Source organism: Botrimarina sp., assembly GCF_040219535.1.
Lineage (GTDB): Bacteria > Planctomycetota > Planctomycetia > Pirellulales > Lacipirellulaceae > Botrimarina.
In genome coordinates this window covers 254,023-268,676 of record NZ_JAVJSH010000016.1, presented here as the reverse complement: position 1 = coordinate 268,676, position 14,654 = coordinate 254,023, and the positions used below count along the sequence as shown (strand labels likewise).

At 68.4% G+C, this 14,654-nt stretch carries 9 protein-coding genes; all 9 read right to left on the bottom strand.

The window, feature by feature from the left end:
- Positions 1–7: 7 nt before the first annotated feature.
- Positions 8–1,975, bottom strand: coding sequence for a hypothetical protein (locus RIC11_RS08980; protein WP_350210440.1), 1,968 nt, complete (start codon positions 1,973–1,975; stop codon positions 8–10).
- Positions 1,976–2,223: 248 nt separating this feature from the next.
- On the bottom strand, positions 2,224–4,020 hold the full coding sequence (locus RIC11_RS08975) for a vWA domain-containing protein (protein WP_350210438.1): 1,797 nt from the start codon (positions 4,018–4,020) through the stop codon (positions 2,224–2,226).
- Between the two features lie 645 nt (positions 4,021–4,665).
- Entirely contained in the window at positions 4,666–5,268 is a 603-nt protein-coding gene (locus tag RIC11_RS08970; RefSeq protein ID WP_350210436.1) for a hypothetical protein, read from the bottom strand.
- A 61-nt stretch (positions 5,269–5,329) separates the two neighbouring features.
- Positions 5,330–6,082, bottom strand: a complete 753-nt coding sequence (locus RIC11_RS08965; protein WP_350210434.1) for a YebC/PmpR family DNA-binding transcriptional regulator — start codon at positions 6,080–6,082, stop codon at positions 5,330–5,332.
- A gap of 229 nt (positions 6,083–6,311) precedes the next feature.
- Positions 6,312–7,583, bottom strand: a complete 1,272-nt coding sequence (locus RIC11_RS08960) for a hypothetical protein (protein WP_350210432.1) — start codon at positions 7,581–7,583, stop codon at positions 6,312–6,314.
- Between the two features lie 335 nt (positions 7,584–7,918).
- Positions 7,919–8,938: a hypothetical protein gene (locus tag RIC11_RS08955; RefSeq protein WP_350210430.1), complete on the bottom strand. Its 1,020-nt coding sequence runs from the start codon at positions 8,936–8,938 to the stop codon at positions 7,919–7,921.
- Between the two features lie 95 nt (positions 8,939–9,033).
- The gene (rbfA, locus tag RIC11_RS08950) at positions 9,034–9,456 is read right to left on the bottom strand and encodes a 30S ribosome-binding factor RbfA (RefSeq protein WP_350210428.1); all 423 of its coding nucleotides are present in this window, start codon (positions 9,454–9,456) and stop codon (positions 9,034–9,036) included.
- A gap of 115 nt (positions 9,457–9,571) precedes the next feature.
- Positions 9,572–12,205, bottom strand: coding sequence for a translation initiation factor IF-2 (gene infB, locus RIC11_RS08945; RefSeq protein ID WP_350210427.1), 2,634 nt, complete (start codon positions 12,203–12,205; stop codon positions 9,572–9,574).
- Between the two features lie 720 nt (positions 12,206–12,925).
- Positions 12,926–14,476 (bottom strand): transcription termination factor NusA, encoded by a 1,551-nt coding sequence (nusA, locus tag RIC11_RS08940; protein WP_350210425.1) that lies wholly within the window; start codon positions 14,474–14,476, stop codon positions 12,926–12,928.
- Positions 14,477–14,654: the final 178 nt, after the last annotated feature.

The following is a 14,654-nucleotide window of genomic DNA, read 5'->3' as shown; positions in this document are numbered from 1 at the left end:
GCGGCCCTCAGCGGCCGCCCGCCCGGGCGACCGACGCGGCCGGCCCGTCGGCGTCGGGCGCCTTGCTGAGCACCACGCCGGAGATCATCCACCCGTCCCCCTCGCTACGCACGCTGCGGGCCGACGGAGCCAGGTAACGCCGCGCCAGCTCGAAGCTCGGCAGCTTCTCGCCCTGGATCCGCTGCGGGCGGAGCGCGCCGACCTGGCGCTCGTCCTCGGTGGTGAGCAGCCGGTTGAGCAAGCGGCCGAAGAAGGTCTGCGACTGGGGCATCTTGCCCTCGCGGATCAGCTCGTAAGTGGGCCGGAAGAGCTCGTCGTTGCGGGCGAAGGTCCAGGCGGCTCGCTTGCCGGGCGCGATGTCGACCAGCGCGTCCAGCGCAGCGCGGAGGTCCGGGCTCTGCTCGAGCGACGCCCCCGCCGACACCTCGAACAGCGCCTGACGGAGGAATTCCGCGTCGCTGGCGATCAGCAGGCGATCTTTGTGTAGGCTCACGGCCGCGCGACGCAGCACGCGGGTCTGCTCCTCCTCGCGTGCCGGGGGCTCGTCGAGCGGTAGCAGGGGGTCGAAGTTGTCGGTTTTGGCGGTCTCCTCGTCCTCGGGGACGATCTCCCAGTAGTCAATGTCACCCAGCCGCTTCTGCTGCGCCCCGTCGGCTTCGAGCCACCGGATCAGCGGCTCGCGGATCGCTTCTTGGTCGGTCACGTCCAGCGCGATCAGGTAGCGCTCGCACTCCGGGTCGATCGGGAGGGTGTAGTCGTTCATCACCACGACCCGCTCGCCCAGGTTGCGGACGATCTCGTCGCGGATCTTGATCTTGGGTCCGTAGGGGTCTTTCTCGAAGCCCTTGAGCGTGTTCTCGAACGCTCCCTCGTACGCGTACATCGCGTCGAACAACGTTCCGAGGTGGTCGAAAGCGTTGTTGATGTCCAGGTGCAGCCGCTTGTAGCTGGCCACCTGGCGCGGGACCCAGCCCTCGATCGGCAGGTCGGCCGCGGTCAGGTCGGCGGCGTCGTTCGGCATCTCGAGCATCCGCATCGCCAGCTCGTACTTCTGCTCGGCCGGGTCGCCTTTGCGGCCCTTCACCGGCGGCGCAAAAACGAACGTGTGGTGCACGAAGTCCCGCTGCTCCGACGGGGCGATGCTCACCACGCCGCCCAGGCCGCGGATCGCGTCGAACCCTTGCTCTCTGAGGATCGCCATCACCGACTTCTTCGGCGGCGCGTCGCCCGGCTGCGGCACGGGCCGCATCGCGATCTCCCACTCGAAGGGGGACAGGTACCAACGCACCGTCTGCGGCGCAGCGCCGGCCGATTGGGCCGCGCGGCGCTGCGTTTCGGCGTAGGCCGGGTTGTCGGCGAGCGCGCCTCGCACGCCGCCGGCGCGCACCGCGGCGAGCATCGCCGACGCGAGCTCCGCCCCCTCGGCGACGCCGATCTGCCCCGCCTCGTAGAACAACGCGACCGTGCGCTCGGGCAGCTTGTCTTTCGGCTCGGGCGGTAGCCTGTACACGGAGATGGCGCCATCGACCGACTTGGCCGCGCCGCGTGCGACGAGCCGCTGGTCGATCTTCTGCAGCAGCTGGCGGGCCTCGGCGTCGCGGCCCGTCGAGTCGATCAGCACCGCCGCGCGCCCGGTCTTCCGGGCCCCCTCGGCCCTCACGCCGGCCACGGCCGCCTCGCCCGACGCGGCCGCGCGGATGTCTTCGAGCGTGACGCCGACCCGCTGCTCCAACTCGCCGAAGCGGTTGTTGATCCGCCCTTCGATCTGATCGACGAACGGCCGCATGGTCGGGTCGTCGGCCAGCCGGCCGATCAGCGTCGACGACCACCGCTGCGACATCTCCGGCACGCTGGCGATCGACAGGTAGCCGACGGTGCTCTGCGGGAAAACGCGGTCCGACGGGACGGCCGCTCGCGACGCCGTCGAAACGAACGCGGCCACGGCGACGAACAGCGGGAGCGCGGTGGTTCTCATTGCGGCGGTCTGGGCTCCGGGGGCGGGACGGTGAGACATCCTGGGCTCTCTCGCTCTATCGGCCGGCGGCGCCAGCAACGTTTCCTCGCGCGCGCCACAATCGGCCCCCCTGCGACGCTGGCCGGACGGCTTCGGCGGGCTCTGCCGAGCGGCGCGGCCGCGGAAACTGTGCGGCGTAGGAAAATCTTACCGGCGGGCCCCTGCCGGGACACCCCGTGGTTGGATTCGCCACCCGCCCAGGGGACGGGTCAGCCCAGCACCTCGCGCCGACGAGACACGTAGTCCCACACGACGTAGCGATCCAGATCGCGGCCCGCGGTGAAGAAGACGCGGCCCCGGGTCGACTCGGCGAGCCGATAGGCGAATCGCACGTCCTCCTCGGTTTGCGACCAACTCGGCAGCAAGAACAGGTTGATAGTGATCCCCTCCCTGGCGCACAGCAGCCCCTCGCGGAGGGTCGCCGACTCGGTCCGGGGGTCGGGCGGGTAGAGCAGATAGAGGGTCTCGTCTTCGAAGTGGGCCGTGGGCAGCCCGTCGGTGATCAGCACGATCTGCCGGTTCGGGGTGTCTTGCACCGAGAGTTGCCGCCGCGCGAGCGACAGGCCGTGCTGCAGGTTGGTGAAGTGCGGCGGCACCATCTGCTCCGAGATGTCGTCGCGGCTCATGTCGGCGCGCAGCTGCACGACCGGGTTGTTGATCGTGACCGGCTTGGGCATCAGGTTGATCACCTTGCCGGGCTCGACCGGCTTGGCGAACGAGTAGCACTCCACGAACGACAAGAAGTCTCCCGGGTACTCACTCCGCAGCAAGCCCTGCAGCGCGAGCGCCATCCGCTTCACGTTGATGTATTGGCCGTCGTAGCGCATCGAGCCCGACATGTCCATCACGACGGTGGTGGCCGCCTTTGGCGTGTTGCGGGTCTCGTGCACGACGATGTCGTCGCTGCGAAGTCGCAATGCTGGTTGCGGCTCGCGGATCGACGCACCGGAGTCGGCCCCGGATTCGGGGTCCGCACCCCGCGTTCCGGAATCCGCAATCGACCCGCGCTCGGCGTGGCTCCTGAGAATTGCGTTCGTGAAGGTTGACGTCACGTCCATGTTGGCGACCGAGTCGCCGAACTCGTACGGCCGTGTGCGTTGGGTCTCGACCGCCCCCTCTCCGGTCAGGTCCGCTTGATGCCGGCCGGTCCGCGAGGCCTCCAGGTCGGCGAAGAGCCGCTCGAGCAGCTTCCCCTGAAAAATGCGATACGCCTTCGGCGTGAGCTTAAAGGCGCCCCCCTGCTTGCCTTGCTCGAGGCCCTGGCGCTCGGCCGCTTCGCGCAGGTAGTCCTGCACTTGCTGCTGCAGCGACGACAACTGGTCGACGTCGCCCGGCTCGGCGAACTCGCTGAGCAGGTCCATGTCGATCAGGCCAATCTGCGCCGTCTTGGCGGCCTCTTCGAGTTGCTTGAGAAGCTCGTCGATCTTCTCCAGCTCTTCCTTGACCTCCAGCGCCTGCGGCACGGTCATCGACTCGCGGCCGGTGAAGTCGTACTTGGCGTGCAGCTCGTCGACCTGGTACTTGTCGGCCATCCGTTCGAGCAGTTGGACCAGCTGCCGAGCGAACGGCGACGTGTCGTCGCCGGTGGCGTACCACAGGCGCTCCAGCTCTCGGAGCTGCTCGGTTTTGATGGCTTCCCGGTAGCGGTCGGCGAACTTCTTGGGCGGCTTCACCTCGGCCGCCGCGCCGTGCAGCGCCTTGTGCGCTCGTTTGCGCACCTTGCGGGTCTCGAACCGCTCGAGGATCTTCCGCTTGCGTTCCTCGAGCATCGCGCGGAGCGCGTCGATGCTTGGCCCCAGGCCGGCGATCTGCGACGGGTCGAGCCGCACCGCCCGCGCAAGCTCCTCCTCGGACAGCTCGCGGCGCTCACCGAACATCAGCGCGTGCTCGAACGCGGCCGACACGAGGTCGGGCCCCTCGCCCGCATCGCGGGGGGAGGGGAACTTCGTGGGGTCGTACCGCTGGTACGTGTGGATGACGCCGCCGAGGGTCGATCGATTCGACATGAGTGCTTGGCCGGTAAAGGGACCGGCCATTGGAGCTGTCGCCGGGCAAGGGAAGCCTAGCGCGGCGGGCCCTCGTCGGCCAGCTTTCGCCTGTGCGATCCGCCGCCCGATCCGCTACGGGCGCCACATCAAGTCGGCGGCCGTCAGCGTTAATGCTGGCGTTGTCAGTCTCGATTGACGCGGCGGGCGGAGCATCGTGGGGTCGAGCAGGATTCCATTGGCCGCGGGCGCCAGAAATCCGACCGCGCCCTCTTTCAGGGGGTCCTTCCACGCGGGTCCGGCGTGGGTCGTCGCGCAGCCCAGCTCGTCGGCGAAACTACCGATTTCGGCGAACCCGGGTCGTGGACCCGGGCCCAGGAGCGAGCGAGAGAGCACGGGCTCACCAGCCAACATCGGGCTGGCCAAGACCGCCGCCAACGCGACGGAACAGGCAGGGCGCATCATCATGGCAGGCAGGGGGCGCCGGAGGGACCGGAGCCGGTGGGGAGGTAGGGGCCGCCTGGCCTGCTGGTTTTAATGACCGAATCAAAGGGGTTGCAAGCGGTTTTTCCGCTAAAGAGGTGGTCTATCGGCTGAGAAGTTAGGCGTGCTGGCGTTTCGCACCTTTCCGGCACGCTGCACACCGCCGTACTGACAGTCGGTGGGTCAATCCTGCAGCAATGACATCGCGACCGCCATCAAAACCAAACCGACTGCGAGCACGAGGGCGCAGATAGCGACTTTTGTCACGATCGACAGCTTCGCGCGGATTTCCGGCGTGGCAGCGACAATCGCTCGATACTCGGGTGAAAGCGCGTAGGTTGACCTTCGACCCGAGACGAGGGCCAGTACCGCAACGCCAATTAGTGTGCCGAGCGGGAAGCCAAGCAGCGACGCCACACCGTAAGCGTACGCCGCCGGTTTACCACCTGCTTCCAAACGGCGGAGGGCTCGGGCGCCGTGCCAGAGCCATCCCCCCCATGCCAGAAAGGCGGTCCCAACGACCCCCACCAAGATCTCGTCCGCGTAGGCCGGATTCGATGGGGCGGCCAGAATAGTCGGCTTGTCTGGCAGGATTCCGACCGCCTCGGCAATGCCGAACGCGAGCGCGAAAATGCCGATACCGATGCTCGGTACCGCCGCAAGCATCATCAGAAGCCCAACCGCTCGGAGGTTCGACTCGCGTCCCAGCATTCGGCGGCGGATATCGGCGGGAGCCTCGGTAGTCGTGCCCGACGGATCCGGCGCCGACGAGAAGTCTGCCCTCATATCTCCATTCCCTTTGCACACGTTCGAGACGGGCTGTGGCACGCTCGAAACCCTACGGCGGTCACGCCCCCAGCTCCGCCAGCGTCGCCTCGTCGACCTCGAAGTTCGCCGCGGCCTGCTGCACGTCGTCGTGGTCGTCGAGCGCCTCCATCAGGGCGAGGGCTTTCTTCGCGTCGTCGCCGGCGAGGGCGACCGTGTCGTTGGGCACGTAGCCCAGCGACTGGCTCTCGGGCTCCAGGCCGTCGGCCGCCTCGATGGCCGCGCACAGGTCGTTGAACGCGTCGACCGGGCAGGTGACCTGGAAGACGTCGCCGTCGCGGGACACGTCGTCGGCGCCCGCCTCGAGGGCCAGCTCCATGAGGCTCTCCTCGTCCGTCTGGTCGGCCGGCACCACGACGATCCCCTTCCGCTCGAACATCCAGGCGGCGCTGCCGGTCGTGCCGAGCTTGCCGCCCCCCTTCTCGAAGACCTTGCGGATTTCCGGAGCGGTTCGGTTGCGATTGTCGGTGAGGATCTCGACCATCACCATCGTGCCCGCGGGCCCGGCGCCCTCGTACACGACTTCTTCGTAGACGGCGCCATCGAGGTCGCCCGAGCCCTTCTTGATCGCCCGCTCGATGTTGTCCTTCGGCATCGAGACGGCTTTCGCGTCGTTGATCGCGTAGCGCAGTTTCAGGTTGGTGTCGGGGTCGGGGCCGCCCATCTTCGCCGCGACGATGATCGCGCGGCTGAGCTTGCTCCACACCTTGCCTCGCTTGGCGTCGATCGCGGCTTTCTTGTGCTTGATGCCTGCCCAGTGGGAGTGACCGGCCATACGAGGCTTCGCTTGTCGGTTGGTGGGTTGGGGGTTAGCCGAGGCCCGCGGGGCGATAACCGCCGCATCGGGCCGTCAGGGGAAACCCCCGATTTTCCGCTTTGCCGGCCCCTACCGCAAGCCGACGGGGCCGGCGCAAAAGAAGACCCCGCCGCCACCGGGGGCGGTGGCGACGGGGTCGGCAGCTTTTAATCTATCCGCGGCATGGTGGGCCGCAGAACCAATTCAATCAGCGGCGCTCGGGGGCGGCGTCGCCGCCGAACGAGTCGGTCGAATCGAGGCCGTCGCTCGGGCCACCCAGCAGGTCATCCTGCCGGTAGCTGTCCGGCGTGTCCGGCCGGCCGTACGTGCCCGTCCCGCTGTCGGCGGGGCTGGCGGGGTTCCGCGACTGGAAGTCGCTCTCGGGGCTCACCGGCCGGGGATCAGCCGGCGCCTGGTAAGACTCGCCCGAGGTAATCGGCTTCTGGACCGTCGTCCGCTGGCCCTGCTGCGACCCGGCGCCCTGCGGCTGATTCGCATACTGCATCAGGCGGTCCCGACTAGGCGCTTCGGGCAGGTCCTGGTTTTGGGCCTGGGCCGCGTTGTTGCTGTTGGGCTGCGGGACCGGCGGCGGAGTCAGGCCCTGCGTCGACGCCTGCGAATCGGTCTGATTCGACTGAGCGTTCGAGTTGTTGGCCTGGTAGCCCTGCGATTGCCCCTGATCGGCGGGCGTGGGGCTCTGGCCGGACTGGCCGGGCGACGAGACGGAGACCACCGTCACCTGCCGCATGCGGCCGTCGATACACATCCACTCCGTCGTGCCGACGCTCGGGTGTTGGCCGTTGTACGACGAGCCCTGCTGGTTGTAAGCCGTGCGTTGGACACCGTCGCTGTACCGTGGCTGGCTGCTGTACGGCTGCTGGTACTGCGCCGAGCTGACGCCACGATTGCCATACGCCTGGCCGCCGTAGGCGTTTTGATCGCCGCGGTAGCCGGCCGAACGACGCAGCGGCTGCCACTGGTTGTTCCGCTGGACCATCCAGGTGTTCATCGGGGTGCGGTACCACCAGTTGCCGTCGCGCTGCACGAAACGCCAAGGCGCGGTGCGCTCTTGTTCCGTGAACTGAGCGTTCTGCTGCGACGACTGGTTGCGGTCGGCCTGCTGCTGCTGAGCTTCTTGCTGCCGAGCTTCTCGCTGCCGCGACTCTTGCTGCTGAGCTTGCTGCTGGTCGGCTTGCTGCTCATTGGCTTGCTGCGCGTCGCTATCCTGCTGCGACCGCTGCTGGTCGGCCGATCGCTGCTGGGCGTCGCTCGGGTTCGAAGCCGACGAGCCGTCCTGGCTGGTACGCTCGTTCACGTCCCACGCCTGCGTCCCATCTTCGTTGTTGGGTGATTCCGGAGCCGACTGGTTCTGATCTTGGTTCGGCTGGCTCCCCTCGTTCGACCCGCTCTGGGCGAGCGTGGCGGCAGGCGCGGCGGCGATTAACACGCCGGCGAGGCCCGCGAAAAAGTGCATCTTCATAAACTTACTCCTGTGTCAGATTGGAATTGCTTACGGGGTCCGCCGACCGGGACTCTTGGCCCGCGGACGCGGGTCCGCTCACGGCCCGAGCCGGGCGGCGTCCCTCGAGAAGGTTGCAAAGCAGGCGCCAACCGCGTCTCGCCGCTCGCGAGGGCCCCGAAACAGGGGGGCGATGAGTGCACGCGCGACTGCCGACCTGAGCCCTCAGCGAGCGACGCGCTGATCCGGACCGCGGCGGCGCACCACCGACCGCGTCGGCCCCGTGGGGCACGCCATCGAGGGTGCTTGCCCTCGCCGTGTGGGCAAGCGGCGGCTTCGGGAGCCGACGGCCGGGGCTACTTGGGCTTGCGCTTGGCAGCCGCCCTGGAAGCCTTCTTCTTGCCGCCGGTCGACGCCTTGGGCTTGGCTGCGGCCTTCTTCGCCGTTTTCGGCTTCGCGGTTTTCTTGGCCGAGCTCTTCGCCGTCGCCGCTTTCTTCTTCTTGGTCGGGGCCGCTTTGGCAGAGCCGGCCGCCCCCTTTTTGGCGGCGGGTCCGTCGGCGGAGGAGGTTGACTTCTTGGCGGTCGGCTTGGCCGCTTGACCGTCGGACTTGGGCGTCGACTTCGCTTCTGTTTTCTCGGCTGGCGGCTTGCTCGACGCCGCGGAGCTAGGTTTTTGTTCCCCGGCTGCTGGCGCCGAAGGCTTCTTCGGGAGGCGCGGCTTGCAGTCTGGGTCCAGATCGACCAACAGCTTGCGGGCGGCGGTCCCGTAGGGATTCTTGGCTACCTCGACCCCCATCGCGTGCAGCGCGGCTTGCGCTTCGGGGCCCTTGTTCTTCGGGATCGCTCGCTCCAGGCCCGGCACGACTCCCTTCTTGGCTTCGGCCGGCGTGATGATCTCCATCACCTCCAGGGCGAGCAGCCCGCCCTCGTTGATCGCGATCGAGTGCCCGCCGAGGCCGTGCTGCGTCGTGAACGCGGCGCCGAACGGCGTGACTCCGTCGTAGCCGGCTATCTGCTTTACCGCCTGCCCGAGGTTCTGCTTCTTGAGCACCTCGAGGTCGAACGCGTAGATCGACTCGAACACGCTCTGCAAAGTCCGCTTCAGGCGGTCGGCCGCATCCAAGGGGTCATTCAGAGCGCGGAGCCGCTCGGCCAGCTCGGCGCGGCTGCTGACACGGACCTCGTTCCAGTCGAAGTAGTTCTTCTGCAGCTCCTCCATCGCTTGATCCGCCGCGTCGAACGGCGAGTTCTCGACGAGCGTGGCGTACAGCAGCGTCTCGAAGAGCGGCCGCGACTCGGGCACAGCCGGCTTGTACCGTTTCTTTAGGTCCGCAACGAGATTGGTCAGCCGGGCGGCGCGGTTCGAGGCAGCCATAAACGGTCGGCTCGGGGCGAGCAGTGTGGGGCGAGTTCGGCCGCTAGGGTCAGCGACCAGCCGAGGGGTCGTGAGGGGGTTCGACCCGAAGCAGATTAATCGGCGTCGGCCGGAGGGGAAGCCTCCGCGTCGGCGCCGCCGTCATCGGCGGGCCCGTCCGACGCGTCGGCGGCGTCGTCGGGCAACACGTCGGCGAGGAGTTTGGCGATCGCGATCGACTTCTTGACGCCATCGTCGAGCCGGAACTCCAGCCGCGGCGTGTAGCGGGTGTCGATCCGGTCGGCGACCTTGCTCTGCAGGAAGCCGGCGGAGCTCTGCAGCCCTTGCAGGGCGAGCTTCTGCTTCGACTCTTCGCCCATCACCGACACGTGCACCTTCGCGTTGCGGAGGTCGGGCGAGACCTCGACTTTCGTGACCGTCACGTTCTGGATCCGGGGGTCGCGCAGGTCGGTGAGGATCGCCATGCCGACGACCTCGCGGATCGCTTCGGCGGCTTTCAGGGCGCGGCGGGAAGACATAGGTGCACTTCGGGCTACGGGCCTTGGGCTCTAGGAAGGGCTCGACGATCGGCTGCCCGAGCCCCGAAGCCTGGGGCCCGAAGCCCGAGGCCTGAAGCCAGGGGCGATCGCCCCGTCAGTCGTCGAAGCTGCGGGTGACTTCCTCGACCTTGTAGACCTCCAACAAGTCGGCCTCCTTGATGTCGTTGAAGCCCGACAACTTGATGCCGCACTCGTAGCCCTCGCGGACCTCTTTGACGTCGTCCTTCTCCCGCCGCAGGGTGTCGATCGGGTATTCGCCAAGGATCGTGTTCTCGCGGATCACCCGCACCCTGGCGTTGCGTTCCACGACGCCCTGCAGCACCCGGCAACCGGCCACCACGCCCACGCGGCTGATCTTGAAGGTCATCTGGACCAGCACGCGGCCGAGCTCCACCTCGCGTTGCTCGGGCCGCAGCATGCCCTCCAGGGCGAGCTTCAGGTCGTCGGCGACCTTGTAGATGATCCCGTAGCGGCGGATCTCGACGCCGAGCTGGTCGGCCTTCGCGCGGGCCTTGTCGTCCGGCACCACGTTGAACGCGATGATCACCGCGTCCGACGCGTCGGCCAGCACGACGTCCCCCTCGGTGACGCCGCCCACGCTCCTCTGCAGGATGCGGAGCCGCACCTCGGGGTGGTCGAGCTTCGCCAGCTCTTTCTCGATCGCCTCGATCGAGCCGCGGACGTCCGCCCGCAGGATCAGGTTGAGCGTCTGGATCTCCGACACCCCGTCGAGCCGGTCGAACAGCGTTTCGAGCGTGGCCGCCTGGAACCCGGTCGAACCGAGGAACTCGGTGCGCTCTTGGTGGGCGCGGGCATCGGCGATCTCCCGCGCGTCGGCGATGTCGTCGAGCACGTACAGGCGCTGGCCGGCCGACGGCGCGCGGTTCAGGCCCGACAGGTCGACCGGCACGCTCGGGCCCGCCTCCAGCAGGCGGCGGCTCGGGTTGAGCGGGTCCTGCATGGCCTTGACCTTGCCGTAGGCGTCGCCGCAGACGACCGTGTCGCCGACCCGCAGCGTGCCCCGCTGGATGAGCACCTTGGCCATCACGCCGGCGTCGGCGTCTTGCTGGCTCTCCAGGCACGCGCCGATCGCCGGTCGGTCGGGATTCGCCTTGTACTCGTTCAGCTCGGCGACCGTGAGGAGGGTCTCGAGCAACGCGTCGAGCCCTTCGCCGGTCACGGCGCTGGTCTTCACGACCTCGACGTCGCCGCCCCACTCGCTGGGCAGCAGGTCGTTGGCGGCCAGGCCTTGCATCGCCTTGTTCGCGTCGGCGCCCGGCAAGTCGATCTTGTTCAGCGCGACCACGATCGGCACGCCGGCCGCTTTGGCGTGGGCGATCGCCTCCTCGGTCTGCGGCATGACGCCGTCGTCGGCAGCCACCACCAGCACCACGATGTCGGTCACGCCGGCGCCGCGGGCGCGCATCTCGGTGAAGGCCTCGTGGCCCGGCGTGTCGACGAACGAGACCGGCGAGCCGTTGTTCTCGAGCTGGTACGCGCGGATGTGCTGCGTGATGCCGCCGTCTTCGCGGCTCACCACGTCGATGCCGATGAGCTTGTCCAGCAGCGAGGTCTTGCCGTGGTCGACGTGGCCCAAGAAGGTCACCACCGGGGCGCGTTGCTCGAGTGACTCTTCGGCGTCTTCTTGTTCGTCGAGCGACGTGAGGAACTTGTCCTCGAGGGTCTCTTCTTGGACGAAGTCGATGTCGACCCCCAGGTCGGCGGCGACCAGCTCCGTCAGCTCCGGGTCCATCACGGCGTTGATGTTGGTCATCACGCCCTCCTCCATCAGGATGCGGAGGATCTGCACCGCCGGCACGCCCGCGGCTTCGGAGAGTTCTTTCACCGTGCAGGGGAGCTGCACGCTGATGCGGTCCTTCCGCGGGGCGGCCGTGTTCACGCCCGAGCGGCGCCGGCGGTTGGACATCCGGCGGGGGCGGAGGTTGGCCCTGCCCCCGGAGCGGTTGCGGCTCAGTTGGCGTTGCTCGCGGCCGCCGAGCATCGGCACGCTCGTTTCCGCGCTGCGCCGTCCGCGCCCCTTGGCGGCCGGGGTCTCTTCGCGTTCCTTCAGCTTGGCCGCTTCGAGCGTCCGCTCGGCCCGTTTGAGCTGGTGCGCGAGCGGCTTGGCGCCCTGCTTGCCGCCGAGGACCTCGGCGGGCAGCTTCATGTCCGGCTTCTGGGCGGGCGCCTCGTCTTTGGCGGCGGTGCGCTTGGGGTCTTCTTTCGGTTGGGACTGGGCCGGGATCGCGGCCAGCTTCACGACGGGACGCGGTTTGGGCGCGTTCTCGCCGGACTTCCGCTTCCCGCCTTGGCCGCCGCCCTGGCCGGCCCCGATAACAGGCATCTTGCCGCCGCCGCGCCCCATGATCCGGGCCAGCGGGCCCGGCTGCGCGAGCTCCGCCTTGCGCTGCTCACCCGCCTCGGCGACCGCCGCGGCCCGATCCTCGGCGCCGGCCTCCGCAGGCGTGCTGCTCTGGGCTTCGGGCGCCTCGGACGTGGCGGCCGGTTGCGATGGGGTTGGTTGCGCCGGAGCGACGGGTGGCTGCTGGGCGGCCGGAACGTCGGCGGGCGCCTGCTCGGCTGCCTCGCCGGCGGCGGCTTCTTGAGCATCTGAGTCGCTAGGTGAATCAGATGCCTCCGCGTCGCGACGCAGCGCCGAGCGACCCGCCTTGGGCGCGGTGATCGTGCGGATCTTGCCGCCGCGCTGATCGCCTGTGGGGCGCCTCATCGGGGGCGCCGACGGCTTGGGCGGCGCGGTGGCTGTGGCCGTCCCCCCGCCTGAGCCCCCGTTCAGGAATTCCTTAACGCGGACAACCTCGTCCTCGGAAAGGCTCGCTAGGGCTGACCCCTTACCCGTGACACCGGCACGGTTGCAGACCTCGACCAGCTCTTTGCTGTCGACGTCGAGTTCTTTCGCCAGTGCGTAGATGCGGACCGCCAAGTCTCGTTACCTCAGATCGGTGAGTGATAGGATCGTTCGTCGTTCGCTCTCCTGCCGCGGGCGGGCGTGCAGGCGCCGTCGGGCGGGCCCCGTCGACAGACGGGGCGTCCTAGCGCTGCGACACCGTGGGCGTGGGCGGACGATTCGCGATGCCCGGCGACCGAGGACCTAGGTCCGGCCGCTGTGGCGTCTTCCGAACGAGGATCACGAGACCATTCCGCACGCCTCCTGGCAGGGCCGCCGGCGGGCCTTCGCCCGGCCGGCGTCGATGTTTCTGTTTTGGTTGACCTTGGGCGAGCCACGGCCGCCGCTGCGGTCCGCCGCTCGCCCCGTTGCAGGACCCCGTTGCAGGACCCCTTTAAGGATCCCTTCGAGGGCAGGCCCGGGTGTGGTAGCCCGGCCGCCGACCCGCAGACCCAATATTATGCCATGCCTTACGCGAGCATGGGGAGGGGGGTCGCGAAAACCGGCGAAATCGCGAAAACCCTCAAGCCCCGCCAAGACTCGCTAGGCTTTCGCCGCCGGGTCCTCGGCGTCGGACGGCTGGGCGGCCTCCACGGACTCATCGGCCGCAACGGGGCCCTCAGGCGAGGGGGGTTCTGCCGAATTTTCCGCTGCCGGCTCGGCTGAATCGGCCCTGGGCTCGGGGGCGGCGTCGCTAGCAGCGGCTCCGCCCGTCTCGGTCGCCGGTTCGGTCGCCGCTTCGCCACCGGCCGCTTCGCTATCGGCCGGCTCGCTATTGGCCGGCTCGCTATCGGCCGCCGGCTCGCCATCGGCCGGCTCGGCGGCGTCAGCGGGCTGCTCGCCCTCCTGAGCGGCCTTCGCCCCCGACGCGGCTTCTGCGGCCGCCTGCAATTCGGCGAGCTTGTCTTGCTCACGCTTCATGCGACGGGCCGCGGCCGCGGCCGCTTCGGCCTCTTCGGCGCGGCGCTCGGCTTGCTCGACGATGTGGTCAGCTTGCTCTTCTGTCAGGCCGCCCATCGCCATCAGGTCTTCCGGCTCGATGATCGAGAGGTCGTCGTAGCTGAGGAAGCCCTCCTCGACGAGCTTCTCGGCGACCTCCATCTCCAGCCCGTCGATCGTGCTGAAGCCCTCGATCGCCCGGTCGATGTTCTCCGCCAACTCCTCCTGGGTCATGATCTCGATGTCCCAGCCCGACAGCTTGCTCGCTAGGCGGACGTTCTGCCCTCGGCGGCCGATCGCCAGCGACAGGTTGTCCTCCTGCACCAGCGCGATCGCGCGGCCGAGCATCTTGCAGAGGATGACCTGCTCGACCTCGGCCGGCTGCAACGCGTTGGGGATCAGCACCTCGAGGTCGTCGTCCCACCGCACGATGTCGATCCGCTCGCCGGACAGCTCGTCGACGATGTTCTTGATGCGGTTGCCCCGCACGCCCACGCACGCGCCGACGCAGTCGACGCGGTTGTCGCTCGAGATCACGGCCACCTTCGATCGGTACCCCGGCTCGCGGGCCATCGCGCGGATCTCGATCACGCCGTCGGCGATCTCGGGGATCTCTTGCTCGAAGAGCCTCTGCACGAGCGCCGGCATCTTGCGGCTGAGGATCACCTTGACCCGGCTGCCCGCTTTGCGGGCCTCGTAGACCGTGCAGCGGACCCGCTCGTTCACGTGGTGCGACTCGCCCGGGATCTGCTCGCTCCGCGGGAGCAGGGCTTCGACGTTGTGCAACGCGACGGTCGCGGCGGCGCCCTCGTTGCGGTGGATCACGCCGGAGACCATCTGCCCGACGAGCTCGTTGTACTCGTCGTACAACGCGTCGCGCTCCGCCTCGCGGATCTTCTGGATCATCACCTGCTTGGCCGTCTGGGCCCCGATGCGGCCGACGACCTCTTCGCTGTCCAGCTTCTCGCCGTTGCAGGTGGCGTCGACCTCGCCCGTCTTGCGGTCGATCACACAGGTGATGTCGGCCTCTTCGCCGTAGTACTTGGCGAGGGCCGAGGTGAGGGCCGCCTCGATCCCTTCGAACACGATCTCTTGGTCGATGTTCTTGTCGCGGTGGATCGCATCGACGATGCGGAGGATCTCGGCGGCGTTCATGGCGTTCTCTGCCCGGCGACGCCGGGTGGCCTTCGGGTTGTCGGGTTGTGTCGCTCGCCCCGGCCGCGGGGCGCCACCCGGGCTTTCCCGGGCCGCGCGCCACCGAGCCGAAAGAATCTGAGCCGAAAGAAAAAGCCGGCCCGCGGGGGCCGGCTCTCCGTTCGCTATTTACACTAGC

Coding starts and splice junctions, on each gene's coding strand:
- RIC11_RS08975 (WP_350210438.1), bottom strand. CDS start 4,020: ATGTCGAATCGATCGACCCTCGGCGGCGTCATCCACACGTACCAGCGG.
- RIC11_RS08965 (WP_350210434.1), bottom strand. CDS start 6,082: ATGGCCGGTCACTCCCACTGGGCAGGCATCAAGCACAAGAAAGCCGCG.
- infB (WP_350210427.1), bottom strand. CDS start 12,205: ATGAGGCGCCCCACAGGCGATCAGCGCGGCGGCAAGATCCGCACGATC.
- RIC11_RS08955 (WP_350210430.1), bottom strand. CDS start 8,938: ATGGCTGCCTCGAACCGCGCCGCCCGGCTGACCAATCTCGTTGCGGAC.
- nusA (WP_350210425.1), bottom strand. CDS start 14,476: ATGAACGCCGCCGAGATCCTCCGCATCGTCGATGCGATCCACCGCGAC.
- RIC11_RS08970 (WP_350210436.1), bottom strand. CDS start 5,268: ATGAGGGCAGACTTCTCGTCGGCGCCGGATCCGTCGGGCACGACTACC.
- rbfA (WP_350210428.1), bottom strand. CDS start 9,456: ATGTCTTCCCGCCGCGCCCTGAAAGCCGCCGAAGCGATCCGCGAGGTC.
- RIC11_RS08960 (WP_350210432.1), bottom strand. CDS start 7,583: ATGAAGATGCACTTTTTCGCGGGCCTCGCCGGCGTGTTAATCGCCGCC.
- RIC11_RS08980 (WP_350210440.1), bottom strand. CDS start 1,975: ATGAGAACCACCGCGCTCCCGCTGTTCGTCGCCGTGGCCGCGTTCGTT.